Origin of the sequence: Sphingobium sp. V4 (assembly GCF_029590555.1) — a bacterium.
GTDB lineage: Bacteria > Pseudomonadota > Alphaproteobacteria > Sphingomonadales > Sphingomonadaceae > Sphingobium.
In genome coordinates, this window is record NZ_CP081001.1 from 2,671,886 (window position 1) to 2,697,500 (window position 25,615).

At 64.0% G+C, this 25,615-nt stretch carries 28 protein-coding genes, 1 tRNA gene and 2 rRNA genes (1 of these 31 only partly in view); 15 read left to right on the forward strand and 16 right to left on the reverse strand.

Annotation, left to right across the window (positions count from 1 at the left end; translation table 11 throughout):
* Positions 1 to 12: 12 nt before the first annotated feature.
* Genes K3M67_RS13350 through ftsE form a run of 3 tightly spaced genes read right to left on the reverse strand, consistent with a single transcriptional unit; the run spans position 13 to position 2,155 of the window.
* Positions 13 to 543, reverse strand: coding sequence for a YdcF family protein (locus K3M67_RS13350; RefSeq protein ID WP_285831690.1), 531 nt, complete (start codon positions 541 to 543; stop codon positions 13 to 15).
* Positions 540 to 1,445: a cell division protein FtsX gene (locus K3M67_RS13355; protein WP_285831691.1), complete on the reverse strand. Its 906-nt coding sequence runs from the start codon at positions 1,443 to 1,445 to the stop codon at positions 540 to 542. Before K3M67_RS13355 ends, K3M67_RS13350 begins: the two co-directional genes overlap by 4 nt.
* Positions 1,445 to 2,155, reverse strand: coding sequence for a cell division ATP-binding protein FtsE (ftsE, locus tag K3M67_RS13360; protein WP_066860870.1), 711 nt, complete (start codon positions 2,153 to 2,155; stop codon positions 1,445 to 1,447). Before ftsE ends, K3M67_RS13355 begins: the two co-directional genes overlap by 1 nt.
* A 156-nt stretch (positions 2,156 to 2,311) precedes the next feature.
* Here ftsE and K3M67_RS13365 point away from each other — a divergent pair, with 156 nt between their 5' ends.
* The gene (locus K3M67_RS13365; RefSeq protein ID WP_066860867.1) at positions 2,312 to 3,169 is read left to right on the forward strand and encodes a zinc-ribbon domain-containing protein; all 858 of its coding nucleotides are present in this window, start codon (positions 2,312 to 2,314) and stop codon (positions 3,167 to 3,169) included.
* Between the two features lie 22 nt (positions 3,170 to 3,191).
* Here K3M67_RS13365 and K3M67_RS13370 read toward each other — a convergent pair whose 3' ends face one another.
* Together K3M67_RS13370 and K3M67_RS13375 are read right to left on the reverse strand one after the other, a co-directional pair.
* Positions 3,192 to 4,094: a pirin family protein gene (locus K3M67_RS13370; protein ID WP_502958881.1), complete on the reverse strand. Its 903-nt coding sequence runs from the start codon at positions 4,092 to 4,094 to the stop codon at positions 3,192 to 3,194.
* Positions 4,094 to 4,393, reverse strand: a complete 300-nt coding sequence (locus K3M67_RS13375; RefSeq protein WP_285831693.1) for a BolA family protein — start codon at positions 4,391 to 4,393, stop codon at positions 4,094 to 4,096. The genes K3M67_RS13370 and K3M67_RS13375 overlap by 1 nt, the downstream gene beginning before the upstream one ends.
* Positions 4,394 to 4,438: 45 nt before the next feature.
* Between K3M67_RS13375 and K3M67_RS13380 the strand changes: the two genes are divergently transcribed.
* The gene (locus K3M67_RS13380) at positions 4,439 to 5,056 is read left to right on the forward strand and encodes a J domain-containing protein (RefSeq protein ID WP_066860858.1); all 618 of its coding nucleotides are present in this window, start codon (positions 4,439 to 4,441) and stop codon (positions 5,054 to 5,056) included.
* On the opposite strand, the gene K3M67_RS13385 is transcribed toward K3M67_RS13380, so the two are convergent.
* Positions 5,057 to 5,338, reverse strand: coding sequence for a DUF1294 domain-containing protein (locus K3M67_RS13385; protein WP_285831694.1), 282 nt, complete (start codon positions 5,336 to 5,338; stop codon positions 5,057 to 5,059).
* 217 nt (positions 5,339 to 5,555) lie between these two features.
* On the opposite strand from K3M67_RS13385, the gene cobS reads away from it, so the two are divergent.
* The 5 genes from cobS (at position 5,556) to K3M67_RS21970 (ending at position 10,179) form a co-directional block, all read left to right on the forward strand.
* Positions 5,556 to 6,563 carry a cobaltochelatase subunit CobS gene (gene cobS, locus K3M67_RS13390; RefSeq protein WP_066860852.1) on the forward strand — a complete coding sequence of 336 codons (1,008 nt, stop codon included), beginning with the start codon at positions 5,556 to 5,558 and terminating at the stop codon, positions 6,561 to 6,563.
* A gap of 33 nt (positions 6,564 to 6,596) precedes the next feature.
* Positions 6,597 to 7,019, forward strand: a complete 423-nt coding sequence (locus tag K3M67_RS13395; RefSeq protein WP_285831695.1) for an OsmC family protein — start codon at positions 6,597 to 6,599, stop codon at positions 7,017 to 7,019.
* Positions 7,016 to 7,798, forward strand: coding sequence for a tyrosine-protein phosphatase (locus K3M67_RS13400; RefSeq protein ID WP_285831696.1), 783 nt, complete (start codon positions 7,016 to 7,018; stop codon positions 7,796 to 7,798). Before K3M67_RS13395 ends, K3M67_RS13400 begins: the two co-directional genes overlap by 4 nt.
* Positions 7,795 to 9,621, forward strand: a complete 1,827-nt coding sequence (cobT, locus tag K3M67_RS13405; RefSeq protein WP_285831697.1) for a cobaltochelatase subunit CobT — start codon at positions 7,795 to 7,797, stop codon at positions 9,619 to 9,621. Before K3M67_RS13400 ends, cobT begins: the two co-directional genes overlap by 4 nt.
* 87 nt (positions 9,622 to 9,708) lie before the next feature.
* Positions 9,709 to 10,179 carry a GreA/GreB family elongation factor gene (locus tag K3M67_RS21970; RefSeq protein ID WP_066860841.1) on the forward strand — a complete coding sequence of 157 codons (471 nt, stop codon included), beginning with the start codon at positions 9,709 to 9,711 and terminating at the stop codon, positions 10,177 to 10,179.
* 65 nt (positions 10,180 to 10,244) lie between these two features.
* Here K3M67_RS21970 and K3M67_RS13415 read toward each other — a convergent pair whose 3' ends face one another.
* The 3 genes from K3M67_RS13415 to K3M67_RS13425 all read right to left on the reverse strand — a co-directional run bounded on the left by K3M67_RS13415 (position 10,245) and on the right by K3M67_RS13425 (position 11,756).
* The gene (locus K3M67_RS13415) at positions 10,245 to 10,736 is read right to left on the reverse strand and encodes a Dps family protein (protein ID WP_066860839.1); all 492 of its coding nucleotides are present in this window, start codon (positions 10,734 to 10,736) and stop codon (positions 10,245 to 10,247) included.
* Positions 10,737 to 10,846: 110 nt separating this feature from the next.
* On the reverse strand, positions 10,847 to 11,413 hold the full coding sequence (locus K3M67_RS13420; RefSeq protein WP_285831698.1) for a TMEM165/GDT1 family protein: 567 nt from the start codon (positions 11,411 to 11,413) through the stop codon (positions 10,847 to 10,849).
* Positions 11,414 to 11,429: 16 nt separating this feature from the next.
* Positions 11,430 to 11,756: a hypothetical protein gene (locus tag K3M67_RS13425; protein ID WP_066860833.1), complete on the reverse strand. Its 327-nt coding sequence runs from the start codon at positions 11,754 to 11,756 to the stop codon at positions 11,430 to 11,432.
* Positions 11,757 to 11,945: 189 nt separating this feature from the next.
* On the opposite strand from K3M67_RS13425, the gene rpmG reads away from it, so the two are divergent.
* Positions 11,946 to 12,113 (forward strand): 50S ribosomal protein L33, encoded by a 168-nt coding sequence (rpmG, locus tag K3M67_RS13430; protein ID WP_021226203.1) that lies wholly within the window; start codon positions 11,946 to 11,948, stop codon positions 12,111 to 12,113.
* 197 nt (positions 12,114 to 12,310) lie between these two features.
* Here rpmG and K3M67_RS13435 read toward each other — a convergent pair whose 3' ends face one another.
* Positions 12,311 to 14,173, reverse strand: coding sequence for a PhoX family protein (locus tag K3M67_RS13435; RefSeq protein ID WP_066860830.1), 1,863 nt, complete (start codon positions 14,171 to 14,173; stop codon positions 12,311 to 12,313).
* Between the two features lie 157 nt (positions 14,174 to 14,330).
* Positions 14,331 to 14,693: a response regulator gene (locus K3M67_RS13440; protein WP_198162944.1), complete on the reverse strand. Its 363-nt coding sequence runs from the start codon at positions 14,691 to 14,693 to the stop codon at positions 14,331 to 14,333.
* A gap of 60 nt (positions 14,694 to 14,753) precedes the next feature.
* Here K3M67_RS13440 and K3M67_RS13445 point away from each other — a divergent pair, with 60 nt between their 5' ends.
* From K3M67_RS13445 to K3M67_RS13465, 5 genes are read left to right on the forward strand one after another with little or no spacing between them, the layout of a single operon-like run.
* Positions 14,754 to 15,041: a DUF3572 family protein gene (locus K3M67_RS13445; protein ID WP_066860824.1), complete on the forward strand. Its 288-nt coding sequence runs from the start codon at positions 14,754 to 14,756 to the stop codon at positions 15,039 to 15,041.
* Positions 15,038 to 15,694: a hypothetical protein gene (locus K3M67_RS13450; protein ID WP_066860821.1), complete on the forward strand. Its 657-nt coding sequence runs from the start codon at positions 15,038 to 15,040 to the stop codon at positions 15,692 to 15,694. Before K3M67_RS13445 ends, K3M67_RS13450 begins: the two co-directional genes overlap by 4 nt.
* Positions 15,691 to 16,155 (forward strand): RidA family protein, encoded by a 465-nt coding sequence (locus tag K3M67_RS13455; RefSeq protein WP_066860818.1) that lies wholly within the window; start codon positions 15,691 to 15,693, stop codon positions 16,153 to 16,155. The genes K3M67_RS13450 and K3M67_RS13455 overlap by 4 nt, the downstream gene beginning before the upstream one ends.
* Positions 16,156 to 16,159: 4 nt before the next feature.
* Positions 16,160 to 16,885 (forward strand): glycerophosphodiester phosphodiesterase family protein, encoded by a 726-nt coding sequence (locus K3M67_RS13460; RefSeq protein WP_066860815.1) that lies wholly within the window; start codon positions 16,160 to 16,162, stop codon positions 16,883 to 16,885.
* A complete protein-coding gene (locus tag K3M67_RS13465; RefSeq protein ID WP_066860812.1) occupies positions 16,878 to 18,011 on the forward strand; it encodes a GNAT family N-acetyltransferase in 1,134 nt (377 codons plus the stop codon). The genes K3M67_RS13460 and K3M67_RS13465 overlap by 8 nt, the downstream gene beginning before the upstream one ends.
* A gap of 1 nt (position 18,012) precedes the next feature.
* Here K3M67_RS13465 and K3M67_RS13470 read toward each other — a convergent pair whose 3' ends face one another.
* Positions 18,013 to 18,309, reverse strand: coding sequence for a hypothetical protein (locus K3M67_RS13470; protein WP_066860809.1), 297 nt, complete (start codon positions 18,307 to 18,309; stop codon positions 18,013 to 18,015).
* Between the two features lie 209 nt (positions 18,310 to 18,518).
* Here K3M67_RS13470 and K3M67_RS13475 point away from each other — a divergent pair, with 209 nt between their 5' ends.
* Positions 18,519 to 19,790 (forward strand): multidrug effflux MFS transporter, encoded by a 1,272-nt coding sequence (locus K3M67_RS13475; RefSeq protein ID WP_066860806.1) that lies wholly within the window; start codon positions 18,519 to 18,521, stop codon positions 19,788 to 19,790.
* A gap of 45 nt (positions 19,791 to 19,835) precedes the next feature.
* On the opposite strand, the gene K3M67_RS13480 is transcribed toward K3M67_RS13475, so the two are convergent.
* Positions 19,836 to 21,416: an amino acid permease gene (locus K3M67_RS13480; protein WP_066860803.1), complete on the reverse strand. Its 1,581-nt coding sequence runs from the start codon at positions 21,414 to 21,416 to the stop codon at positions 19,836 to 19,838.
* A gap of 134 nt (positions 21,417 to 21,550) precedes the next feature.
* Here K3M67_RS13480 and pgeF point away from each other — a divergent pair, with 134 nt between their 5' ends.
* Entirely contained in the window at positions 21,551 to 22,312 is a 762-nt protein-coding gene (pgeF, locus tag K3M67_RS13485) for a peptidoglycan editing factor PgeF (protein WP_285832945.1), read from the forward strand.
* Between the two features lie 103 nt (positions 22,313 to 22,415).
* On the opposite strand, the gene K3M67_RS13490 is transcribed toward pgeF, so the two are convergent.
* The 3 genes from K3M67_RS13490 to K3M67_RS13500 all read right to left on the reverse strand — a co-directional run.
* A tRNA-Met gene (locus K3M67_RS13490) sits at positions 22,416 to 22,492 on the reverse strand.
* 110 nt (positions 22,493 to 22,602) lie between these two features.
* A 5S ribosomal RNA gene (rrf, locus tag K3M67_RS13495) occupies positions 22,603 to 22,717 on the reverse strand.
* 147 nt (positions 22,718 to 22,864) lie between these two features.
* Positions 22,865 to 25,615: ribosomal RNA gene (locus K3M67_RS13500) — 23S ribosomal RNA — on the reverse strand (it continues 44 nt past the right edge of the window).

A 25,615-nucleotide genomic window follows, 5' to 3' on the forward strand; every position in this document is an offset into this window, starting at 1 on the left:
GGGAATGGATTGTCAGATGCCGATCAGCGCGGCCACCCGCCGCAGCAGATATTTATTATATTCCCGCAGCAGCACCGTCAGGCTGGGGCGACTGGGCACCGCGTCATAGACGATGCTGACGCGACCGGGCAGCGCCTGGCGCAATTCCAGCGCGGATCGGCGCATATGCCAGTCGGTGGTGATCAGCCGCACGGTCTTGTAATCGCGCCGCTCCAGCCAGCGGGCGGTCTCGATCGCATTGGACCGGGTGTCGATCGCCTCGCGACCCAGCGTGATGCAGCAGGCGAAGAGCTGTTCGGGCGTCTGATATTGCGCCGCCAGCTCCACCGGACGGACCGAGCGGTCGACGCCGGAAATCAGCATCCGCTTGGCCGCGCCATCCTCCAGCAGGGCAATGCCCCGGTCGATCCGCCCCGCGCCGCCGGTCAGCACGACGATGGCATCGGTCTGCCGCCCGTCGAGCGGCTGGGGCAGGAAGATGGCGAACCAGGCGAAGCCCAGCATCCAGGCGAGCAGGGCTACGGCGGCGAGGCGGACGATCACAGCGATCGCCCCAGCGCGCGCAGCACCGTCCAGCGCGCGGTAAGCGTCGCCAGCGTGACGCCCATGACGGGCAGCATGGCGAGCACGACCCAGCCGCCTGGGGATATCTCCACCGCGCCCAGAAGGTCCGATCCCGCGGCCGAGAGGCGCAGGCCAATGAGGATGATGACCAGCACGGCAAAGGCGAAGCCCAGCGCGCTGCCGAGAAAGGCGTCCAGCCCGATGCGCCGCTGGAACAGGCGGGCGATCTGCACGTCTGTCGAACCCATGAGATGCAAAACGTCGATCGTGCCGCGATGGCTGTCATGCGCCCCGCGCGCCGCCAGCACGACGACCGCCCCGGTGGCCAGCGCCATGAGCGCCACCACCCCGACCGCCAGCCAGCCCAGCGCCGCCAGCAGGCCCGCAAGCGGCGCCAGGAAGGCGGCATGGGGTTCGATCCGCAGCCCCGGCGACAGGCGCGCCAGCAGGGTCCGCAGGCGACCGACTTTGGCATCCGCCTCGCCGGGCGTCAGCGTCACGTCGATCAAGGCCGGCACCGGCAGGTCGCCGCTGCTCACCCCGTCGCCCAGCCAGGGACGGAGTTGGTCAGCCAGCCGCGCCGGGTCGACGGGATCGGCCGCCCGGACATCCTGCGCGCTTCGGAGCGCCTGGAGCGTGCGCGCCGAGAGCCGGTCGCGCACCAGTGCGTCGGCCTCGACCACCTGCACGCTGGCGCGCCCCGCAAGGTCCGCGCTCATCGCGCGAACCGCGGCGCCCAGCCCCAGTCCCGCAGCAGCAGCCAGCACCGTGAGGAACATCATGATCGCGATGATCCACGGCATCGGTCCCGCAACCCGGCCGCCCGGCAGCAGGCGATGGCGCGCGGCGGCCGCAGCCTTGCGGTTGGCATGGCCCGCCATCAGTGCCGGTCCTGCGGCCGCGGCGGATAGCGCAGCATCCCGGTGGGGTCGGCGAGCCGGCCCTTGTCCAGCTTCATCATCTGCGCGCCCTTGACCTGGGCGATCAGCGGCAGGTCGTGGGTAGCCACGACGATGGTCGTCCCCAGCCGGTTGAGCGCTTCGAACAGGGTCATCAGGCGGCTGGCCATGTCAGCATCGACATTGCCCGTCGGTTCGTCCGCCACCAATATCTCCGGACGGCCGATCACCGCGCGGGCGATAGCGACGCGCTGCTGCTCCCCGCCCGACAGCGTCGCCGGGCGCGCCTGCCCGCGATCGCCGAGGCCGACCCAGTTGAGCATCTCGGCCACCGGGGCGTCGATCTCGCTCTCCTCCATGCCCGCGACGCGCAGCGGCAGCGCGATATTGTCATAAGCGGACAGATGCGGGACCAGCCGGAAATCCTGGAACACCACGCCGATGCGGCGGCGGAAGCCGGGCAGTCTTTTCCGGGGAAGCGTGACCACATCCTCACCGAACAGGCGGATGACGCCACGGCTGGGCCGCTGGGCAAGGTAGAGCAATTTGAGCAGCGACGTCTTGCCCGCACCCGAAGCGCCGGTCAGGAAATAGAATCCGCCGCTGGCCAGGGAGAAACTCACATCGGACAGCGTCTCGCTGTCCAGACCATAGCGCAGACCGACATTTTCGAACTGGACGATGGCCGTCATGTCTTGAGATCTGGCGCTGTCGCGCTCCCTGCTGCCCCGAAGCCCAGCCATGGCACAGCCGGCAGGCCGCCGTAAAGCCCGCGCCGCGCGATCGCGCGAGTCGCGCCATGATTGTTGCCGCTTGCGCGCGAGTCCCTGCCATGCCTATGAAGCGACATGATCCTGGTGTGCCCCAATTGTGCGACGCGCTATGTCGTACCCGACAGCGCCGTAGGTCCCGATGGCCGCCAGGTCCGCTGCGCGGCGTGCAAGCATAGCTGGTTCCAGGAACCCGCTGCGCTGGTTGTGCGGGAGGAAGCCCCGGCCGCTCCCCCGCCCGTCGCTCCACCGGCGCAAGCGCCCGAACCGCCGCCGCCAGCCTATGCCCCGGCGGCGGCGCAATCCACCATGTTCCAGGGCGAAGCGGGAACGCCACCGCCCGCCATGGCCGACACCGGTGCACCTGTGCCCGCTGCCGCGCCCGCACCGCAGGAGGAGGCTGCTTCCCCACCGGACGAGCCGGCCGACCATCGGTTCGACGACATCTACGCCGGCGCGCCGGTCGATCCGGTGGAGGAAAGCCGCTTCGCCCCACCCGCCCCCGCCAAGCCCCGGCGCAACGTGCTGAAGCTTTGGACCTATGCCGCCGCAGGCTTTTTCCTGCTCGTCGCGGCGGCCGGCGGCGCGCTCCATTATTTCGGGCCGCCCGCCTGGATGGTGGGCCTGGGCATCGTGCCGGAGGAGGGCGATCCCGACCTGCTCTTCTACCTGTCGAAGCCGGCAGAAAGACGCAAGCTGCCCACGGGCGAGGAATATTTCGCCTTCGGCGCGCGGATCGTGAACAGCGGCGCGCAGGCGCTGCCGGTGCCGCCGGTGCTGGTGCAGTTGCGCGACCGGCAGAACCGGCTGGTCTTCAGCTGGACCACCAAGGCCGACAAGACGCGGCTGAAGCCCGGCGAGGAAGCGTCGATCAACGAAAGCCGGATCGACATTCCGAAAAATGCCGAGAATCTGTCGCTGACCTTCGTGCAGTGATGCTTCCCTTCAGGGGGAGGCTTCAGGGATAGCTGACCGTCTTGGGCCGGCCTTGCGGGATGGGGATGAATTCCCGATCGTCGCCGGGAATGAGCGGAAAGCGCATCGCTTCCCAATCCTCGCGCGCCTGCATCAGCCGTTCCTGGGTCGACGAGACGAAATTCCACCAGACATGGCGGGGCGAGGTGAAGGCTTCGCCGCCGCAAAGAACGACGCGGCCGCCATCGACGCTCATCAGCGTGGCGGACGTGCCGGGGCGCAGGACATAGAGTGTCTGCGGCGCCAGCAGCAGGCCGTCCAGCGCGGCATCGCCGCCCGACACATAGAGGGCGCGCTCGTCCGCAGAGGGGTCGATGGCGATGCGGCCGCCCGGCGCGAGCTGGATATCGGCATAGACGGTCTGCGCATAGGTGGTGACGGGCGAGGTTTCGCCCCAGAGCGATCCCATGATGACGCGGGCGCGCACCGCGCCATCGTCTATCACCGGCAGGCCGCCCTCGCCGACATGCTCGAAGGCTGGGTCCATTTCCTCGAACCGGTCGGGCAGCGCCAGCCAGGTCTGGATGGCCGAAAGCTTGGATGCCTTGACGCGGTCCTCCTCCGGCGAGCGTTCCGAATGAACGATGCCCTTGCCCGCCGTCATCAGATTGACCGCGCCCGGCTCGATCAACTGCTCTGTGCCAAGCGAATCGCGGTGAAGAAAGGCCCCTTCATACATGTAGGTGACGGTGGCGAGGTTGATATGCGGATGCGGTCGGACGTCCACCCCCTGGCCCGACGCGATCAGGGCCGGCCCCGCCTGGTCGAAGAAGATGAACGGACCGACCATGGTGCGCCCCTTCACGGGCAGCGAGCGATGCACCTTGAAATCGCCCAGGTCATGGGTCGTCGGGGTGATCGTCTGGACGATCAGGTCCGTCACCATCAAGCGTCGCCCGGCGCGCGGGCCTTGATGGCGAGGGCATGGACCTTGTCGCGCAGCAGGTCGGCGAGCGCGGCGTTGACCAGTCGCTGGCGCGCGACGCGGTTCTGGCCGGTGAAGCGGTCCGATATGATGTCGACCGTGAAATGGCTCTCCCCCGACCCATCATGTCCTGCATGGCCGCGATGCTTTTCGCTGTCGTCGATGACGGCGAGATGCTGCGGGGACAGGGCGGCGCGCAGCCGCGCTTCGATTTCGGTGGCGATCGGTCCCGCCATTGGGCCTTTGAGGTCGGTGGTCATGTCGCCTATATAGGCTGCTTTGCCGACAGTTTCATCAGGACAATCTTGAGCAGCGAATCCTTCTCGACCCGTCGATTCAACCGTTTTCACGGCCGCGTGGAAAGCGACCGCCCCTGCGCGGTCGAGGGCTGCCCGGAGCCGGGCGAATTCCGCGCGCCACCGCTGGAGAATGGGCGCTCCAGTCAGGACGGCCCGCGCTGGCGCTGGCTGTGCCTGGAGCATGTGCGCCAGTTCAACCAGGGATATAATTTCTTCACCGGCATGTCCCCGGAGGAGATCGCCGCCGCGCAGCGCCCTTATGCGGGCTGGGAACGGGAGACGCGCGCCTTCTCCTCCAACGCCGCCAGTCCGCCGCCCAAATGGTCGGACTTCCAGGATCCGCTCGACGCGATCGGGGCGAGGTTCAGGGAACGGGTCGCCAAGGCGCGGGCCGACAATCAGATGCGGCAGGACGGCAAGTTCCTGTCGAACGAGGATCGTCGGGCGCTCTCGGTGATGGGCCTGCCGATCGACGCGGACCGCAGGGCGCTGCGGACGCGCTACACCGAATTGCTCCGCCGCTATCATCCCGATCATAATGGTGGCGACCGCAGCCATGAAGGCGCGCTTCAAGGCGTGATCGAGGCCTATGGCCACCTGAAGAAGGCCACTGTGTTCGCCTGATCAGATCAGGAACCAGCCGATCGCGAGGCCCGCCTGGCTGACGACGATCAGCTGCAACCAGGCGGAAAAGGGTTGCGTGCGCGTCTTGTGACGAAAGAGCCGGCGCGCCAGCAGAGCCCCCGGAGAGCCGCCCAGCAGCGCCAGGGTTAGCAAATTCGCCTCGGATATGCGCCGCCGGCCGGCGATCGCGCATCTCTTGTCCCATCCAAAGCAGAACAGGGTCCAGCCGTTGAGCAGCAGAAACGGGATGGCGAGGAAATAGGCTTCATTGCTCCAGTCCATCGTCCTTGGTTAGCGACACATGACCTGAAAATACATGGATCCTGTCGGCAGCGCCGCGCCGATCCCGGACGTGTGCCACCCAGCCATCCCGACCGGCGAGGATGCCAATTTGGCTGAAAGGGCAACTTGATCGCCGCGCATCAAGGCCCCACTCTATCGACATGGCCCGAGAATATCGGTTAGGGGCTGAATGACTCGCAGAAAGATTGAAGACGCCATGACCGAGATTTCGAACGTCCAGCCCGACACCCGCGCCGAAACACTGCTCGACGCGCCCGACCGGGAGGTGGATGCGCGCGACGTCTTCGGCATCGATGTCGACATGAAGATCCCGGCCTTTTCCCAGGCGGACGAGCGCGTGCCGGACCTCGATCCCGCCTATGTGTTCGATCCCGACACCACGCTCGCGATCCTGGCGGGCTTTGCCTATAATCGCCGCGTCATGGTGCAGGGCTATCATGGCACCGGCAAGTCGAGCCATATCGAGCAGGTCGCCGCCCGCCTGAAATGGCCGTGCATCCGCATCAACCTGGATGCGCATATCAGTCGTATCGACCTGGTCGGGCGCGACGCCATCGTACTCAAGGACGGCCAGCAGGTAACGGAGTTCCGTGAGGGGCTGCTCCCCTGGGCGTTGCAGCGGCCGGTGGCGCTGGTGTTCGACGAATATGACGCCGGCCGTCCCGACGTGATGTTCGTGATCCAGCGCGTGCTGGAAACGGACGGCAAGATGACGCTCCTCGACCAGAACCGGGTCATCCGGCCGAACCCGCATTTCCGCCTGTTCGCGACCGCCAATACGGTTGGCCTGGGCGACACGACCGGCCTCTATCATGGCACGCAGCAGATCAACCAGGGCCAGATGGACCGCTGGAACCTGGTGGTGGCGCTGAACTATCTGCCCGCCGCCACCGAGGCGCAGGTGGTGCTGGCCAAGTCCGGCGAATATGATCATGAAGGCGGCCGCAAGGAAGTCGAGAGCATGATCAAGGTGGCGGAACTCACCCGCCAGGGCTTCATCAACGGCGACATTTCGACCGTGATGTCGCCGCGCACCGTGATCAGCTGGGCGCAGAATGCCCTGATCTTCAAGAATGTGGGCTTCGCCTTCCGCCTGTCCTTCCTCAACAAGTGCGACGAGGCGGAGCGGGCGCTGGTGGCGGAATATTATCAGCGCGTGTTCGGGAAGGACCTTCCCGAGAGCGTGGCGACGCGGGCGAACTGACGTTCGCCCTGTCCGACGGCAGGGAGACAAGGCATGATCGTCGTCGAACGGATCGACCCCAATGGCGGCACCGCGCACCGGATCAGCATCCGGGGGCATGAGATGGTGGCGGACATGTCCGCTCCCGATGGCAATGATGCCGGCCCGGACCCGCATGACCTCTATGACTCGGCTTTGGGCGCGTGCAAGGCGATGACCATGCTCTGGTATGCGCAGAGGAACGGCATTCCGGTGGAGAATATCCATGTCGGCATCGTTCGCGACGCCAGCGAGGAGCGCAAGGGTATCTACAAGCTGACCACGCGGATCGCGCTGACCGGGCCGATGAGCGACGAGCAGCATGACAAGCTCATCGCCGTCGCCGCCAAATGCCCGGTCCACAAGCTGATGAGCGAGGTCGAGACGCAGATCGAGACGGTTGCCGTCCCGCGCATCGGCGAACCGGAACGGCCATGAGCGGCGAAGTCGTAATGGCCGGCGACCGGCTGCCACTGGCAAGCGCGTTCAATCTGCGCGATTTCGGCGGCCATGCGACCGCGGACGGGCGGACCGTGCGTCGGAAAATGCTCTATCGGTCGGGCACGATGGCGCTGCTGACCGACCGGGACGCAACCCAGTTGCGCGCCTTTGGCATCCGGGCGATCTGCGATTTCCGGCGCCCCAATGAACGCGAGGCGGAACCGACATCCTGGCATGGCGCGGACGTCGATTATTATTGCCGCGACTATCGCGAGACCAGCGGCGTGTTGGGCGAAGTCTTGCGCGCCGGCGCGGCCACAGCCGAAGATATGCGCGCGGCGATGATCGCGCTGTACCGCTCGATCGCGATCGATCATGCCGAATCCTATCGGGCGATGTTCCGTCAGATGCTGGCAGGACGACTGCCGATCCTGATCAACTGCGCGGCAGGTAAGGACCGCACCGGGGTCGGCGCGGCGCTGATCCTGGCGGCGCTTGGCGTACCGCGCGCAGCCATAGTGAAAGATTATCTGCTGACCAACGATCATGCCGACTGGGATTGGCGCCTCGCGCAAGGCGAATCGCGGCTGGCAGCCGCACGACGGGACCGCGCCGATGTGATCGCGCCGGTGCTGCACGCGGATGCGGCCTATCTGGATGCGCTGTTCGAGACGCTGGACGCCGACCATGGCGGAATCGATTGCTACATGGAGGATGTGCTGTGCGTTGACGCGCCGGCGCGCGAGGCGCTGCGCGAGGCATTGCTGATTCCATGACCGAACGTTCCCCCATCGACGCCTTCAAGGATGTGCTGTCCGGCGCGGCGCGTGCGATCACCCGCGACGCAGAAGTGGAGGTCGGCTTCACCGCCGATACCCCCCATGCCGCCGGCAAGGCGATCAAGGTGCCGACGCCCGGCCGTGCCCTGCCGGCCGATCAGGTGGCGCTGGCACGCGGTTTTGCCGATGCCTATGCGCTGAAGCTGCGCCACCACAGCGCGAAGATACACGCCGCCTCGGCGCCGGGGGAAGCCGTGGCGCGCGCCGTGTTCGACGCGGTCGAGCAGGCGCGGGTCGAGGCGATCGGATCGCGCGCGATGGAGGGGGTGCGCGCCAACCTCAACCATGCGCTCGACCTGCGCCTCAAATCCGATGCGATCCGCCGGGCGCGATCCGCCGACGAGGTGCCGCTGTCGACCGCGCTGGCGCTCAAGGTGCGCCAGCGGCTGACCGGGCAGGCCATCCCCAAGGATGTCGCGCCGGGCGTCGCCATGGTCGACCAGTGGATCGAGGACAAGGCCGGCAGCGATCTCGACGCGCTGGCGCTGGCGATCGACGATCAGCGCGCTTTCCAGAAGCTGACCACCGCCATGCTGGAGCATCTCCAGTTGATCGACGCCGATGTCCCGCCCGACGCCGATGAACCCGAATCGCAGGATGAGGGCGAGGACGAGGAAGAGCAGCAGGAGGAAGGCGACAGCGGCCAGGACGAGGCCGGCGACAGCGACATGAACGCCGAGGCGCGCGCCGAGGACCAGGGCGGCGACACAGAGGACGGCGAGACCGACTATAGCGACGAGTTCGATGCCGACAGCGATGAAGGCGCGGACGATATGGGCGAGGAAGGCATGATGCCGGTCCGCCCCAACCGGCCCATGTCCGACCTGCCGCCCGGTTTCGACTATAAGGCCTATACGCTCAAATATGACGAGGTCGTCAGTCCCGATGAACTGTGCGACGAGGATGAGCTGGTGCGGCTGCGCGGCTTCCTCGACCAGCAGCTGGTAAGTTTGCAAGGGGCGGTGACGAAGCTCGCCAACCGGCTCCAGCGACGCTTGATGGCGCAGCAGTCGCGCAGCTGGGACTTCGATCAGGAAGAAGGGCTGCTCGACGCGGCGCGACTGGCGCGGATTGTGATCGATCCCACCCGATCGCTGTCCTACAAGATCGAACGGGATACCGAGTTTCGCGACACGGTGGTGACGCTGCTGATCGACAATAGCGGATCCATGCGCGGGCGCCCGATCAGCATCGCGGCGATCAGCGCCGACATCATGGCGCGCACGCTGGAGCGTTGCGGGGTCAAGACCGAGATATTGGGCTTCACCACGCGGGCATGGAAGGGAGGCCAGGCGCGCGAGGAATGGCTGGCCGCCGGGCGTCCGCCGATGCCGGGACGGCTGAACGACCTGCGCCACATCGTCTACAAGAAGGCCGACGATCCCTGGCGGCGCGCGCGCAAGAATCTGGGCCTGATGATGCGCGAAGGGCTGCTCAAGGAAAATATCGACGGCGAGGCGCTGCTATGGGCTCATGCCCGGCTGATCGCGCGTCCCGAGGAACGCCGCATCCTGATGGTGATCTCCGACGGCGCGCCAGTGGATGACAGCACCCTGTCGGTGAACAGCGGTACCTATCTGGAGCGGCATCTGCGTCAGGTGATCGACTGGATCGAGAACCGGTCGCCGGTGCAGCTGGTGGCGATCGGCATCGGCCATGACGTCACCCGCTATTATCGCCGCGCCGTGACCATCATGGACGCGGAGCAGCTGGGCGGGACGATGGTGGAACAGCTTGCCGGGCTGTTCGACGAGGATTGAACCGCCGTTCGCGCTGATCTTGGCGAAGACGGGTGTGCGGGCTTCGGCCGGCGCGACCCGGACATTGATATTCAGGAGAGAGATGACGTGAGTGTCGCCTTTCGTCGCGAAAGCGATGACGAGCATATGGAGCCGAAGTTCGAGCTGCCGATCCCGCCCGGTCCCAATTGGGTGACGGCGCGGGGGTTGCGACTGACGCGGGAGAAGGTGGAGGCGCTGGAGAGCGTCGATACCGCCGCGATGGACGAAGAGGCGACCAAGAAGCACAAGCGCGAACTACGCTACTGGCGGACGCGGCTAGCGACGGCCGAATTGCGGCCGGTGCCCGATAGCGACAGTGTCGCCTTCGGCACGCGCATCACCTACCGGTTGAACAAACAGGAAAAGACGGTGGCGATCGTCGGCGACGACGAGGCCGATCCGCATCAGGGGCGAATCAGCTTCTCCTCCCCCCTCGCCCGCGCGGTGATGGATGCGGAAGTCGGCGAGAAGGTCGATTTTGCCGGGAAGGCAGAGGCTGTGGAAATCATGGCGATAACGGTGATCGGGGAGGACTGACCTTCCCCCGGGCGTGAAAAACCCGCCGGTTCGCACCAGCGGGTTTTCATCGCCATCGCGGCGGCTTACGCCCCGCGCGCGGCCTCGAACAGGAACCAGGCGCGCTGCTCGGCCTGGTCGGTCCAGTCGTCGACAATGCCTTCTGTCGCATTGTCGCCGGCTTCGGTCGCGGCAGCCTTCACCGCGCGGAAGGTTTCGACCAGCGCCAGATTGTCGTCGCGCAGTTCCTTCAGCATGTCGGCCGGGCTGACGAAATCGGCGTCATTGTCGGTGACGCTCTGGCGCCGGGCGATGTCGCCGATGGACCGCAGCGTCGTATTGCCGGTCTTGCGCACACGCTCGGCGATAAGGTCGGTGACCGCCAGAATCTCTGCGGCCTGCTCATCGAACATGAGATGATAGTCGCGGAAATGCGGACCCGAAACGTGCCAGTGGAAATTCTTGGTCTTGAGGTAAAGCGCATAGCTGTCCGCCAGAGCGCCGTTCAGCGCGTCGGCGACCGACTTGACGGCGTTGCTCTTGAGGTCGGTCGGGGTCTTCAGATCGGGGGCGGTCATCCAATATCCTCCTGTTCGCGGATTTGATTTCGGACATATAATGATCGCGCGCCGAATAGGTGCCATTTTTTCGAATCGCAAATGCCGATCAGGCTGATGAAACGGATCGATCAGAGCAGGCTGGTCGCCGACAAGGCCAGCATCGCACCGGTGACGAGCAGCACCACCCCGCCCGCCCGGCGAATCGCGCGCAGCGGCAGGAGGGCGAGCAATTGCCCGCGCAGCAGCACGACCGGCACCAGCGCCGCGATCACGCCGATGGCGCCCCCGATCCCGGCCAGCGCCGGGTCGCCGGTGCGGGTGGCGATCCCCAGGATCAGGAATTGCGGGCCATCGCCGAACCCCAGGATGAAAAGGCCGAGCGCCGTGGTGAGGAAGGCGCCTGTCGGCCAGCCGTCCAGCATGTCGGGCGTGGAAACCCGCCAGAGCAGGCCGACGCCCAGAAACAGGATGGCGAGCGCCAGGAAAAGCAGTCGCGCGTCTGCGCCCAGCATCGGGCCGATCCAGCCGCCGGCGCAGGCCGATATGGCGGCATTGGCGATGGCGGCGGCGATGATGCCGACGATCACCGCACCGTCACGGTCATAGCGGGTCGCGAGCGCGAGGACGAGCAACTGGCTCTTGTCTCCCATCTCGCCGAGCAGGCAGCCGAGCAGGGCGATCAGCAGGGCGTCCATTAGGCGAGCGAAACGATCAGGCGCGGAGCGGGACGATGGCGGGCGATGCCGCGCGCGGGATCATCGGGACGATCAGGCTGACCGGCATCTCCGCGCCGATAGCCTCACGCAGCAGGTCGAGATAGGACAGCACCACCGGGCCGAGGCCATGCAGCGAGAGCGCCGATTCGAGCGTGCCCGCCAATCCCTCCACCGTATCGAGATGGAAGGCGCGCGCGATATGACGGATCTGGTCCACCTCATCATGGAGGCGCATCAGGGAGAGATGACCGCGCTGCCCCGCCAGCGCGTCGACCCGACGCAGGAGGTCCGTCAAAATGGCCGAAATCGGGTCATGCCGCATGGAGAAGCCCTCCTGTCCGTGATCCTCGCAGGCTAGGCGCAGGACGGTTAAAGCTACGTAAAGCCTAGGCCGAGCCTTGACAGGAAACCGAATCTGCCCCATGGGCCGCTGCTGAAACGGGGCGGTCCGCCACTCACCAATGGCGAGCCGCTTTTCTTTTTACGCAATTTACGACCAGGGAATAGGGCCATGGCCAAGCCGGCAACCGTCAAGATCCGTCTCGTCAGCTCGGCTGACACTGGCTTCTTCTACGTCACGAAGAAGAATCCGCGCACCAAGACCGAGAAGCTGAGCTTCCGCAAATATGATCCGGTCGCGCGCAAGCATGTCGAATTCAAGGAAGCCAAGATCAAGTAAGCCGCTGCGGGCTTTTCGCCCGCGCGCCTGATCATCCGGCTTTCGGAACATGCAAAAGGCCCGTCCCTCCGGGGAACGGGCCTTTTGCTGTTGGTCCCGATTTGCCAGCATGGCGGCCCCAACGAAAATGGGGCGCCCCCTTACAGGAGCGCCCCATTCCGCCCCCTTTCGCCAAGGAAGGGGGGTTATCAGTGCGGTCAGTTGCCGACCGGCTGGGCGTCGGTGCGGCGCACGACGATGGTCGAGGAACGCGGCTGCTGGCCCGCCACCGGCCAGTTGCCCGTGGGATGCTGGATATTGACGAAGAAGGTCTTGAGGTCGGGCGTGTAGGCAAGCCCGGTGATCTCGCAGCCCAGCGGCCCGACCAGGAAGCGCTTTGATTGCTTGGTCGTCTGGTCGATATGGAACATCGCATTATGGCCGAAGGCCTGATCGATGGTGGTGCCGGTCACGCCCGAATTGCCGGGGACGCTATGGTCGGTCTGGACCCACAGGCGCCCCTTGGGGTCGATGCGGATGCCATCGGGGCTGGAGAAGGTATCGCCCTTGATATCGCCTACCAGATTGGCGCCACCCGGAGCCAGCTTCGGATCGCCCGCCTGCAGGAAGATTTCCCAGCTGAACTTCATGGCCAGCGGCGAATTGCCGTCTTCCTTGAACTTGATGATGTGACCGTGAAGATTGGTGACGCGCGGGTTGGCAGGGTTGGTGACGCGACGGCCGCTATTGTTGGTCAGCGTCACGAAGATCGCGCTGTTGTCGGGCGCGACCGTGATCCATTCCGGGCGGTCCATGACGGTGCCGCCGGCGACGCGCGCCGCCGAGATGCAGTTGACCAGCACTTCGGCCTGGTTGTTGAAGTCGACCGGGGTCGGCGCCAGCGGCGTGGTACTCTGGCTGGTATTGCCCGGATCGGAGGCGCCGACGGTCAGGCCGTTCTGGCCATGCACCATCGCGCGCCATTCGCCGGTGCCGTCCGCATTGAAGCGGGCGACATAGAGGGTGCCATGGTCGAGCATGTCGATGTTCGCGGCGCGATTGCTGGCGCTGTAGGCGCGGTCGCACACGAACTTGTAGATGCAGCCCGGCGTGCCGTCATGGCCCATGTAGATGGCGACGCGATGGTCGCTGTTCGCCATATAGGCGGTGTTTTCATGATCGAAGCGGCCGAGCGCGGTGCGCTTGGTGGGAACGGCCAGTTCCTGATAGGGGTCGATTTCGACCACCCAGCCGTAATTTTCCTCCGGCTGGGTCGGATCGAGATAATTGTCGGTCGATTCCTCGCAGGTCAGATATGTGCCCCAGGGGGTGCGGCCGGACGCGCAGTTGTTGAGCATCCCCTTGATCGTGGGCGACAGCAGACCCGACGCCGGGCCGCTCGCCTTGTAGCTGCTGTTGCCGGTGTAGCGCTTGTTGAAGCGCGACCCGGCCTTGACCGCCCATTTGCCGTCCGTGCCCTTGGCGATTTCGACCACGCCAATGCCGACAGCCGACAGTGCCAGCGCCTTCTGGCTGGCGGTGGCAGTGGCGGCGTTGTAGCTGCCCGCCATCAGGATGTTGAAATCGGGATATTCGAAATTGATCGCGAGCAGGCCGCCACTGTTGGCATCGGTGCCCGACAGTTCGAAAAATTCCATGCCGTCATGATTGCCGCCGGCCCATTTCTCGGCGTCTGCCGGCGTCGGGTAGCTACCCGAATAGGGCGTGCCGGCCTCGATCGAATCACCCGCCTTCAGCAGCACGTCGACGGTATAGCCCGACGGCACCGTAACGGTGTCGTTCTGGTTGGCGGCGACCGACGCGAAGTTGATCGCATAGCTGTCCGTCGGCGTCGGGGTAGGCGTCGGAGTGGGCGTGGGGCTGCTCGAATCGTCATCGTCGCCGCAGGCCGCGAGCGCGCCCAGCATCGGCAGGATGGACAGGCCAAGGAGGCCGTTCTTCAGCACCGTGCGGCGCGCCGGATTGGCGGCGACGATCGCTTCCAGGCTGTTGTCGCCGAGTTCGATGCTGGACTGCGCGTCGCGATAGGGCGCGCGCGCCTCGTCGGTCAGATGAGACATGGATGATTACCCCTGTATGATCCGGCTGTCGGCGGAGCGCCGCGCCTTGGCGCAGGGGGTTGGCAGAGGGGAATGACGGCCACGCTTCCGAATGAAGGCGTCGCGATGAAAGCTGCATGACAGACCGGTGACCAAACTGTCGCCTTCGTTACGATCGCTACAGCAGCGCGTTCACCTGCTCGATGAAGCGCAGCACGGAAATCGGCTTCGACACATAGGCGTCGGCACCGGCGCCGCGGATCCGCTCCTCGTCGCCCTTCCCCGCATAGGCGGTGACGGCCATGATCGGCACGGTCGAAAGCCGCTCGTCGGCCTTGAGCGACAGGATGAGGTCATAGCCGCTGACATGGGGCAGATGGATGTCGGTGATGACCAGGTCGGGCAGGAAGTCGCGCGCCTGTGCCAGCACGTCGCGACCGTCGCGCAGCGGCAGCACGTCATGCCCATGGGCGCGCAGCAGGTCGCAAAAAAGTTTGAGATTAAGTTCGTTGTCCTCGACAACGAGCACACGCTTTGCCACCAGTCACCCGCAATTCCATATGAAGCGAGCCCCCGACCGCTTCCCCGCCAAAGGCCCATCATGCGACCCGACAGCCCGAATCGCAAGCCGGATAGCAGCGAAGACCCTGCGATGCTCGCCCTGCTGGCGCTGGGATGGACGCTGGCCGACGGCGCGCGGGCCGACCGGCTGCTGGCGCTGACCGGACTCGACGCCGGCGCGCTACGCGCCGGCGTGAGCGACCGGGCGATACTGGGCGCGGTGCTCAATTTTCTGGCCGACCATGAGCCGGACCTGATCGCCTGCGCCGAAGCGATCGACACCACGCCCGCCGCGCTGATCGCGGCGCAGGAGACATTGAGTCAATGACCCGCCCCCTCATCATCACCGACTGCGACGAGGTGCTGCTGCACATGGTCGTGCCGTTCCGCCAGTGGCTGGACGAGACGCACGCGGTCCATTTCGACATGCACGATCGCGGCTTCGCCGAAGCGTTGCGGCACAAGGACAGCGGCGAGGTGCTGGAACGCGAACGGGTCTGGTCGCTGCTGGTCGGCTTCTTCGACACGGAAATGCACCGGCAGGCGCCGATTTCCGGGGCGGTCGAGGCACTGGGGCGGCTGTCGCGGATCGCCGACATCGTCGTGCTGACCAATATCGGCGAGCGACATCATGGCGCGCGCGTCGCGCAACTTTCGGCCCATGGGCTGGATCTGCCCGTGCATTGGAACCAGGGCGGCAAGGGCCGACCGCTCGCCCGCATCGTGGCGGAACGGCAACCGAGCGTAGCATTATTCATCGACGATCTGGCCGAACATCATGACTCCGTCGCCCGCCACGCCCCCGACGTATGGCGACTGCACATGGTGGGCGAACCGGAAATCGCGCCCGGCGTGCCCGCCGCGCCCCAGGCTCATGCCCGGATCGACAATTGGGTCGACGCAGAGCGCTGGATCGTCGCGCGGCTCGCCGAAGGCCCCGCCCCTTTTCCCCTTCTTCCCCTTGATGGAGCCACAATATGAGCATCGAAGCCCGTCTCGCCGAACTCGGCATCACGCTGCCCCAGCCCGCTGCGCCCGTCGCCGCCTATGTTCCGACGGTAGAGGCCAATGGCCTGCTGCACATCAGCGGGCAAATCGCGCTGGCACCCGATGGCCTGATGACAGGCCGCCTGGGCGAGGATCGCGACCTCGACTATGGCGTCACCGCTGCGCGCGTGTGCGGCCTCAACCTGATCGCGCAGATGAAGGCCGCGCTCGGCACTCTCGACCGGGTCGAGCGGATCGTGAAGCTGGGCGCGTTCATTTCGAGCGCACCGACCTTCACCGACCAGCCGAAGGTCGCCAATGGCGCATCCGAACTGATGGTTGAGGTGTTCGGCGACGCGGGCAAGCACGCCCGCAGCGCCGTGGGCGTGCCGGTGCTGCCTCTGGGCGCGGTGGTCGAAATCGACGCGATCGTTCAGGTCGGGGCGCAGGCCTGACGATTTGCGCGCGTCCGGCCGCAGGCTCGACTTTCTCACCGCCCGCCCCTTTGCCCATCGCGGGCTGCACGGGCCGGAAGCGAGCGAAAATGGCATGGCGGCGTTCGACGCCGCCATCGCCGCCGGTCTCGGCATCGAATGTGACGTGCGGACAAGCCGGGACGGCGTCGCTTTCGTCTTTCACGACGCCAGGCTGGAGCGGATGGCCGGGCTTCAGGAGAACGTCGATTCGCTGGATGCTGTCCTTCTTGACGCGATCGCGCTGCCCGATGCCGGTTCGATCCCGCGGCTGTCCACGCTGCTGGAGCGGTGCAGCGGCCAAGTGCCGCTCCTTGTCGAGATCAAGGCGGACAAGCGACATGTGGCCGATCTTTGCGAATCGGTCGCGCGCGAACTTGCAGGTACGGATGCCGGACTGGCGGCCGTCATGTCCTTCAATCCCCATGCAGTCCGATGGTTCGCCCGTCACCGGCCGGAGACGGTCCGCGGGCTGGTGGTCACGCAGCAGGGCAAGGGTCGACTGCGGGGCCGGTTCGAGCGCACCCTTGCACTTTGGCTGGCGAGACCCGATTTCATCGCCTGTGACATTCGCGACCTGCCATCGCCCTTCGCGACCCGCGCCCGCAGAGGGGGACTGCCTGTGCTGACATGGACCGTGCGCAGCGACGAAGAGCGTACCCGCGCGGCGCGCCATGCGGATCAGATCATTTTCGAGCGCCCGCATGACTGAAGTTGTCGCGCGCGTTGCCGCCGGGGTTGCCGACCTGCCCAGGGATCAATGGGACGCCTGTGCCGGAACGGGCAATCCCTTCGTCAGTTGGGACTTCCTGACCGCACTCGAACGATCGGGCAGCGTTGGGACGACAAGCGGCTGGCAGCCGCTGCCGCTCGTCATAGAGGGGCCGGATGGGCGGATCGCTGCCGCCGCGCCGCTCTATGCCAAGAGCCACAGCCAGGGCGAATATGTATTCGATCATGGCTGGGCCGATGCCTGGGAACGAGCAGGCGGGCGCTATTATCCCAAGATTCAGATCGCCGCCCCCTTTTCCCCGGTACCTGGTCCGCGCCTGTTGTTGCGTGATCCCGATGCCGCGCCTGCGCTGATCGCGGGAATAGAGACATTGGTGGAGCGCAACGGGCTGTCGTCAGCCCATGCGACCTTCATCGCGCCGGGCCAGTTGGCGCTGTTCGAGGCGGCCGGCTGGCTGGTCCGCGAGGACAGCCAGTTTCACTGGACCAACCGGGGCTATGCCGGCTTCGACGATTTTCTGGCGGACCTGTCCAGCGAAAAGCGCAAGAATATCCGCAAGGAGCGTCGGCGCGCGGTCGACGGGCTGGAGATCGTCCATCTGACGGGCGGCGACCTGACCGAAGCCCATTGGGACATGTTCTGGCATTTCTACCAGGATACCGGCGCGCGCAAATGGGGGCGGCCCTATCTGACCCGCGCCTTCTTCTCGATCCTGGGCGAGACGATGGCCGACAAGGTGCTGCTCATGCTCGCGCTGCGGGAAGGGCAGCCGATCGCAGGCGCGCTCAACCTGATCGGCGCGGACACGCTTTATGGCCGCTACTGGGGCTGCTCCGAAGACGTCCCCAACCTGCATTTCGAGCTATGCTATTATCAGGCGATCGATGCCGCCATCGCACGCGGGCTGCACAAGGTGGAGGCGGGCGCTCAGGGCGGGCACAAGCTGGCGCGGGGCTATGCGCCGGAACCGACATGGTCCGCGCATTATATTCCCGATGCGGGCTTCCGACGCGCAGTAGCCGAGTTTCTGGCGGCCGAGCGAACCGATGTGCAACGCGACCGGCAATGGCTGGCCGGACGAACGCCGTTCCGAAAGGGTAATTAGCTCAGGCAGCGCGCAACTGCGTCGCGGCGAGGACGGCACGCGCCTGGCGCTGGGCCTCGGCAATCTCGCGCGCGGTCATTTCCTCGGCGATCTCGGCGCGCATCGACTGACCTTCCTCGCTGCCGCGCAGCGCGGCCAGGTTGAACCATTTATGTGCCTCGATCAGGTCGATCGGCAGGCCGCTGGTGCCGCAGCTATAGGCAACGCCCAGGTCGAAACAGTCGTCCGCCGATCCGCCCGCAGCCCGCGACCGGCGGGCCTCCATCAGAAATTGCGCGCTCTTGATACTGTTGCCCATGATACCGATCCCCTGACTTCCGACTAACTCAATGGATGACCCTTTGGTTTTTCATGAAATGCAGCTTGGCCCGGCAGGCGATAAAAAATGGTTAACGTCTCGCTAGGCATATTGGGGACTGGATATGGTCGGTCGGGATGGCGTCATGCGCCGCGCAGCGGCCGCGATAAAGACTGGCATCGCTGCGCCTTAGACCGCATAGGCTCTGCATGTCCCAGATCCCTACCCCCGGCGCGGCGCCGCGCGCCAAGGATATCGGCTTCCGCGAATTCGTGCTGCTGTGCGCCTGCCTGATGGCGATGAACGCGCTGTCGATTGATCCGATGCTGCCCGCACTGCCAGAGATCGGCCGCGATCTGGCCATCCCCTATCCCAATGACCGGCAACTCGTCATCAGCGTCTATTTCATGGGACTGGGGGTCGGCTCCCTGCTGTTCGGCATATTGTCTGACAGGTACGGGCGAAAGCGGGTTCTGGGCAGCGCCATGGCGCTGTTCATCGTCTCTTCCATCGCTTGCGCCAGCGCCCGGAGTTTCGAGATGATGCTGGCCGGTCGCGCCTGCGCCGGATTCTTCGCGGGCGCCAGCCGCGTGATCACCGTCGGCATCATCCGCGACCAGTTCAGGGGCGACGCCATGGCGCGCGTCATGTCGCTGATCTTCGCCGTGTTCATGCTGATTCCGGTCATAGCGCCCAGCTTCGGCCAGGCGATCCTTTGGGTCGCCCCGTGGCGCTGGATCTTCTGGGTTCTCGTCATTCTCGCCAGCCTGATCCTCTGCTGGATGCTGGCACGGATGCCCGAAACATTGCGCCCGGAAAACCGCGTCCAGATTACGCCAGGCGCGCTGCTCCATACGATCGGCACCGTCGTCCGTACGCGCAGCTCGATCGGCTACATGCTGGCGAGCGGCGTGGTGATGGGTGGTCTGATCGGCTTCATCCTGTCCATCCAGCAGATATTCTTCGATGTCTTCGACGCACAGCATATCTTTCCGATCGGCTTCGCGATGATCGCCGGCTGCATGGGCATCGGCAGTCTGATCAACAGCCGCCTCGTGTCCCGCTTCGGCGCCCGCCGCATGAGCCAGAGCGCGCTGCTCGCCTTCATCCTCATCGCCGCGGTCCATCTGGCGGTGATCCTGGCCGGACAGGAGACGCTGACCACCTTCATGGCCTTGCAGGCGATGACCATGATGACGGTCGCATTCACCGCATCCAATTTCAGCGCGATTTCGATGGAGCCCTTCCACAAGGGCGCGGGCGCAGCTTCCTCCTTCCAGGCATTTCTGACGACTGCCGTGTCGAGCCTGCTCGGCAGCATCGTCGGCCGTGCCTTCGACGGCACCACCCTGCCCTTCACTGTCGGATTGCTGGTCTTCGGCTCGCTGTCCTTCCTGATCGTCGTCTGGGCGGAGCGGGGAAAATTGTTCACCCGGCCGCACCATGGTGCGCTCCGCGAATCCGACATCGACTTTCACTGACATAAAAAAACGGGGCGGTTTCCCGCCCCGTTCGATCCAGGAAGCTCAGGCGTCCTGTCCGCCCGGCGTATGCGCCCCCGGCATCGGCGGGACCGGCTGCGGCGGGATGCCCGCATCGTCTTCCGGCACATCCACCACGCCGCGGCCGACATGGCTGCGCTTGCGGCTATAGGCAAAATAGACGACGAGCCCGACGGTCGCCCAGCCCACGAACATCAGCTTGGTTTCGACGCCCAGGCTCCAGAACAGATAGGCGCAGCCCGCAATCGCGATCGGCGCGGTGACGTTGACCGCAGGCGTGCGGAACGGACGGGCCCGGCCTGCATCCGTCTTGCGCAGGACCATCACCGCAATCGACACCGCCGCGAAGGCGAAGAGCGTGCCCGAGTTGGAGATGTCAGCCAGGATGCCGACCGGGAAGAAGGCTGCGAACAGCGCGACGAAGATGCCGGTCAGGACGGTGATGACATGCGGGGTCTTGTAGGTCGGATGGACCTTAGAGAACATCGCGGGCAACAGGCCGTCGCGGCTCATGACGAAGAAGATGCGGGTCTGGCCGAACATCATCATCAGTATGACTGACGGCAGGGCAAGACCGGCTGCCAGGCCGAGCAGGTTGCCGATCTGCGGCCAGCCGATTTCACGCAGGGTCCAGGCCAGCGCCTCCTTCGAGCAGGTAACGGCTTCCGTGCCGGCGGCAGCCAGCGCCGCGCACTGCTGCGACAATTCGACCGAACCCGGGGCCAGTGCGATGCCACCTTGCGCGATCGGAATGCCGCCACCCGTCACCGGCTGCGCGCCGACAGTGCCGATCACGCCGGCCGCGACCAGCATGTAGAAGACGGTGCAGATACCGAGCGAGCCGATCAGGCCGATCGGCATGTTGCGCTGCGGGTTCTTGGTTTCCTCGGCCGCGGTCGAAACGGCGTCGAAGCCGACATAGGCGAAGAAGATCGAGGCCGCTGCCGCCGAGATGCCGGAGAAGCCGAGCGGGGCGAAGGGGGTGAAGCCATCCATGTTCATCACCGGCACCGACAGCACGATGAACAGCGACAGCGCCGCCACCTTGATCGCGACCAGCACCGCGTTGACGGTGGCGCTTTCCTTGGTGCCGATGACGAGGAGCCAGGTGACGAGCGCGGCGATGAGCATCGCCGGCAGATTGACCATGCCGCCGTCGAACGGGCCGCGTGTCAGCAGGTCGGGTATGTCGAGATGGAATGTGTGCTCGATTAGCCCCACCACATAGCCAGACCAGCCGACCGAAACCGCGCCGGCAGCCACCGCATATTCCAGGATCAGTGCCCAGCCGACCATCCAGGCGATCAACTCACCCATGACCGCATAGCTGTACGTATAGGCCGACCCGGAAACCGGGACCATCGCGGCCATTTCCGCGTAGCAGAGCGCCGCCACGGCGCAGACGAAGCCGGCGATGACGAAGGAGAGCATCATGCCCGGCCCCGCCTTTTGCGCGGCTTCGGCCGTCAGGACGAAGATGCCGGTACCGATCACGGCGCCGATGCCCAGCATGGTGAGCTGGAATGCCCCCAGCGAGCGATGCAGCGATTTCTTCTCTGCCGTCGCCAGGATGGCGTCCAGAGGCTTAACGCGCCCGAATATCATGAAGACCTCTTGTTTCCCTAGTCCGGCACGTCACCGGACGTACCCCTTTTGCTTATGGGAAGCGGAGACTATCGCCTAATCCGGCGCGCGCAAGTATGTTGCGCGGCCATGACATGAAAGTGGAAAGGGTCGACGTGGTCGAACTGCTGAAGGCACGGGCGTTTGGGAATTTGCCGCACGGTTTTGCGGGACGGACGGGCGGCGTGTCGACCGGTCTCTACGCGGGGCTCAATGTCGGACTTGGCTCGGATGACGATCGGGACGCGGTCCGGCGCAATCGGGATCTGGCGCGAGATGCTGTTTTGCCTGGCGTGGAGCTGGTTACGGTCCGCCAGATCCATTCCGCTGACGTCGTGCGGGTGAGCCACGGCTTTGCGGACGATGCAAGACCGGCGGCGGACGCACTGGTGACCGACCAGCCTGGCCTGTTGCTCGGAATATTGACCGCCGACTGCGTACCGGTGCTGTTCGCCGATGTGGAGGCGGGCGTCGTGGGGGCGGCCCACGCAGGGTGGAAGGGCGCTATCGGAGGGGTGACCGACGCGACGCTGGCTGCGATGGTGTCGCTGGGCGCGCAGCGGGAACGGATAGGTTGTGCGATCGGTCCTTGCATCGGCCGGCCATCCTACGAAGTGACAATGGATTTCGCGCATCGCTTCACCGACGCCGATGCGGAGAATGATCGCTTTTTTTCCGAAGGGCGGCCCGGGCATCTTCAATTCGACATAGCGGGCTATGTTGCCGCGCGCCTTGCGGCGTCGGGCGTAGGGCGGGTGGAAATGCTGGACGAAGATACCTACAGCCAGCCGGACCGCTTCTTCAGCTATCGGCGCTCCTGCCATCTGGGCGAGCCGGGTTATGGTCGTCAGATATCGATGATCGGTTTGCCACGCTGAATTGCGCGGGTCGAGTGCTCCTGGTGGCGGGCAATAAAAAACCCGCCACTGGGGCGGGTCTTTTCAAGATTGCAACTCTCTGCGGAGATCTGCAATTTCATTTTGGTTGCGGGGGCAGGATTTGAACCTGCGACCTTCAGGTTATGAGCCTGACGAGCTACCGGGCTGCTCCACCCCGCGACGTTGTTCTGCCTGAGGAGGCAGTTTTTTGCAGCAAAAAGGGGCGGCCTGTTTTACGGGCCGCCCTTTTTGGGATGTGAATGGGTTTTGAACAAAGCGCGAGCTTCAATGCCTGGCGACGCCCTACTCTTCCGGGGCTTGAGCCACAGTACCATCGGCGCAGTCAGGTTTCACGGCCGAGTTCGGGATGGGATCGGGTGGGTCACTGACGCTATGGTCACCAAGCAATGGAGCTGGCGCTTTGTTGGGTATAATCGATGCCCGTGCGGGTTGTGTTGAGATATCCTGGCTGGCTTAACGACCGCCATGTTTCGACAGGTTTTTTCAAGGCTGTCGTTGATGGTGGGACTCTGCGGTTCATTTCTGAACCGTTTAAGCGCGAACAGAGCAATTAGGATCGGTTAGCTCCATGCGTTACCGCACTTCCACATCCGACCTATCAACGTCGTGGTCTACGACGGCTCGATGAAATCTTATCTTGAGGGAGGCTTCCCGCTTAGATGCTTTCAGCGGTTATCCCGTCCATACATAGCTACCCAGCTGCGCCCTTGGCAGGACGACTGGTACACCAGAGGTATGTTCAACCCGGTCCTCTCGTACTAGGGTCAACTCCTCTCAAATTTCGACGCCCACGGCAGATAGGGACCAAACTGTCTCGCGACGTTCTGAACCCAGCTCACGTACCACTTTAATTGGCGAACAGCCAAACCCTTGGGACCTGCTCCAGCCCCAGGATGTGATGAGCCGACATCGAGGTGCCAAACGATTCCGTCGATATGAGCTCTTGGGAATCATCAGCCTGTTATCCCCGGCGTACCTTTTATCCGTTGAGCGATGGCCCTTCCACGAGGGACCACCGGATCACTATGACCGACTTTCGTCTCTGCTCGACTTGTCAGTCTCGCAGTCAGGCGGGCTTATGCCATTGCACTCTAACAGACGGTTTCCAACCGTCCTGAGCCCACCATCGCGCGCCTCCGTTACTCTTTAGGAGGCGACCGCCCCAGTCAAACTACCCGCCACAGAGGGTCCCTGCACCGGATAACGGTGCGAGGTTAGACATCAGAAAACAACAGGGTGGTATTTCACCTATGGCTCCACGACAACTGGCGTCATCGCTTCAAAGCCTCCCACCTATGCTACACAGTTCTTTCCTAATGCCACTCTGAAGCTGCAGTAAAGGTGCACGGGGTCTTTCCGTCTAACCGCGGGTACTCCGCATCTTCACGGAGAATTCAATTTCGCTGAGCATATCCTGGAGACAGTGGGGAAGTCGTTACGCCATTCGTGCAGGTCGGAACTTACCCGACAAGGAATTTCGCTACCTTAGGACCGTTATAGTTACGGCCGCCGTTTACCTGGGCTTCAATTCAGAGCTTGCACTCCTCCTCTTAACCTTCAGGCACCGGGCAGGCGTCAGGCCCTATACGTCGTCTTGAAGCCGACTTAGCAGAGCCCTGTGTTTTTGCTAAACAGTCGCTACCCCCTGGCCTGTGCCCCCCATCAAAAGTTGCCTTAAGATGGGGCCTCCTTCTTCCGAAGGTACGGAGGCAATTTGCCGAGTTCCTTCAGGATACTTCTCTCAAACGCCTTGGTATACTCTACCATTCCACCTGTGTCGGTTTAGGGTACGGTCTATACGGTGGGGCTATTTCCTGGGACAACTTCCCTGCCCGGACCAATCCAATAAGGCCGAACAAGTTACGCCATCCGTCACACACCACCAGGCCCACGAATATTAACGTGGTTCCCATCGACTACCCCCTTCGGGCTCGTCTTAGGGGCCGGCTTACCCTGCTCAGATTAGCTTTAAGCAGGAACCCTTGGAATTTCGGCGACAGTGCATCTCACACTGTTAATCGCTACTCATGTCTGCATTCGCACTTCCGATACCTCCACGGTCGGTTACCCTCCCGCTTCAACGGCCTACGGAACGCTCCGCTACCGCTCAGTCAAAAGACTGAACCCTAAGCTTCGGTGCACGTCTTGAGCCCCGTTACATCTTCGCCGCAGGATCTCTTATTTAGACCAGTGAGCTGTTACGCTTTCTTTAAAGGATGGCTGCTTCTAAGCCAACCTCCTGGTTGTTTTGGAAATCCCACATGCTTTCCCACTTAGACGTGACTTGGGGACCTTAGCTGTAGGTTAGGGCTGTTTCCCTTTTGACGACGGACCTTAGCACCCGCCGTCTGTCTGCCGGACTAGACTCGTTGGTATTCGGAGTTTGGTTAGTATTGGTAGATCTCGCGACCCCCGCAACCATCCAGTGCTCTACCCCCAACGGCAATCATCCGACGCTCTACCTCAATAGATTTCGCGGAGAACCAGCTATTTCCCGGCTTGATTGGCCTTTCACCCCTAAACACAACTCATCCGATAATTTTTCAACATTAAACGGTTCGGTCCTCCAGTGCGTGTTACCGCACCTTCAACCTGGTCATGCCTAGATCGCCGGGTTTCGGGTCTAATGCATCATACTCATGGTCGCCCTATTCAGACTCGCTTTCGCTGCGCCTACACCTAACGGCTTAAGCTTGCATGATACACTAAGTCACAGACCCATTATGCAAGAGGTACGCGGTCAGGTCTCAAGGACCCTCCCACTGCTTGTAGGCATCCGGTTTCAGGTACTGTTTCACTCCCCTCATCGGGGTGCTTTTCACCTTTCCCTCACGGTACTGGTTCGCTATCGGTCATGTACGAGTATTTAGGCTTGGAGGGTGGTCCCCCCATGTTCAGACAGAGTTTCACGTGCTCCGCCCTACTCAAGTCCTGATGTTTCGCTTTCACATACGGGGCTGTCACCCGCTATGGCGCCACTTTCCAGAGGCTTCTGTTAACTAAACACCAGGCACTGGCCTGGTCCGCGTTCGCTCGCCACTACTAACGGAATCTCGGTTGATGTCTTTTCCTCCGGGTACTGAGATGTTTCAGTTCTCCGGGTTCGCCTCACCAAAGCCTATTTTATTCAGCTTAGTGATACCTCTCCCATTTAACACTGATCCAGCAGAAGCTGGCGCAGTCTTAAATGGTGAAGGTGGGTTGTCCCATTCGGAAATCGCGGGATCAAAGCTTGCTCACAGCTCCCCCACGCTTATCGCAGCGTGCCACGTCCTTCATCGC

Coding starts and splice junctions, on each gene's coding strand:
- K3M67_RS13355 (WP_285831691.1), bottom strand. CDS start 1,445: ATGGCGGGCCATGCCAACCGCAAGGCTGCGGCCGCCGCGCGCCATCGC.
- ftsE (WP_066860870.1), bottom strand. CDS start 2,155: ATGACGGCCATCGTCCAGTTCGAAAATGTCGGTCTGCGCTATGGTCTG.
- K3M67_RS13365 (WP_066860867.1), top strand. CDS start 2,312: ATGATCCTGGTGTGCCCCAATTGTGCGACGCGCTATGTCGTACCCGAC.
- K3M67_RS13370 (WP_502958881.1), bottom strand. CDS start 4,094: ATGGTGACGGACCTGATCGTCCAGACGATCACCCCGACGACCCATGAC.
- K3M67_RS13375 (WP_285831693.1), bottom strand. CDS start 4,393: ATGACCACCGACCTCAAAGGCCCAATGGCGGGACCGATCGCCACCGAA.
- K3M67_RS13385 (WP_285831694.1), bottom strand. CDS start 5,338: ATGGACTGGAGCAATGAAGCCTATTTCCTCGCCATCCCGTTTCTGCTG.
- cobS (WP_066860852.1), top strand. CDS start 5,556: ATGACCGAGATTTCGAACGTCCAGCCCGACACCCGCGCCGAAACACTG.
- K3M67_RS13395 (WP_285831695.1), top strand. CDS start 6,597: ATGATCGTCGTCGAACGGATCGACCCCAATGGCGGCACCGCGCACCGG.
- K3M67_RS13400 (WP_285831696.1), top strand. CDS start 7,016: ATGAGCGGCGAAGTCGTAATGGCCGGCGACCGGCTGCCACTGGCAAGC.
- cobT (WP_285831697.1), top strand. CDS start 7,795: ATGACCGAACGTTCCCCCATCGACGCCTTCAAGGATGTGCTGTCCGGC.
- K3M67_RS13415 (WP_066860839.1), bottom strand. CDS start 10,736: ATGACCGCCCCCGATCTGAAGACCCCGACCGACCTCAAGAGCAACGCC.
- K3M67_RS13420 (WP_285831698.1), bottom strand. CDS start 11,413: ATGGACGCCCTGCTGATCGCCCTGCTCGGCTGCCTGCTCGGCGAGATG.
- K3M67_RS13425 (WP_066860833.1), bottom strand. CDS start 11,756: ATGCGGCATGACCCGATTTCGGCCATTTTGACGGACCTCCTGCGTCGG.
- rpmG (WP_021226203.1), top strand. CDS start 11,946: ATGGCCAAGCCGGCAACCGTCAAGATCCGTCTCGTCAGCTCGGCTGAC.
- K3M67_RS13435 (WP_066860830.1), bottom strand. CDS start 14,173: ATGTCTCATCTGACCGACGAGGCGCGCGCGCCCTATCGCGACGCGCAG.
- K3M67_RS13445 (WP_066860824.1), top strand. CDS start 14,754: ATGCGACCCGACAGCCCGAATCGCAAGCCGGATAGCAGCGAAGACCCT.
- K3M67_RS13450 (WP_066860821.1), top strand. CDS start 15,038: ATGACCCGCCCCCTCATCATCACCGACTGCGACGAGGTGCTGCTGCAC.
- K3M67_RS13455 (WP_066860818.1), top strand. CDS start 15,691: ATGAGCATCGAAGCCCGTCTCGCCGAACTCGGCATCACGCTGCCCCAG.
- K3M67_RS13465 (WP_066860812.1), top strand. CDS start 16,878: ATGACTGAAGTTGTCGCGCGCGTTGCCGCCGGGGTTGCCGACCTGCCC.
- K3M67_RS13470 (WP_066860809.1), bottom strand. CDS start 18,309: ATGGGCAACAGTATCAAGAGCGCGCAATTTCTGATGGAGGCCCGCCGG.
- K3M67_RS13475 (WP_066860806.1), top strand. CDS start 18,519: ATGTCCCAGATCCCTACCCCCGGCGCGGCGCCGCGCGCCAAGGATATC.
- K3M67_RS13480 (WP_066860803.1), bottom strand. CDS start 21,416: ATGATATTCGGGCGCGTTAAGCCTCTGGACGCCATCCTGGCGACGGCA.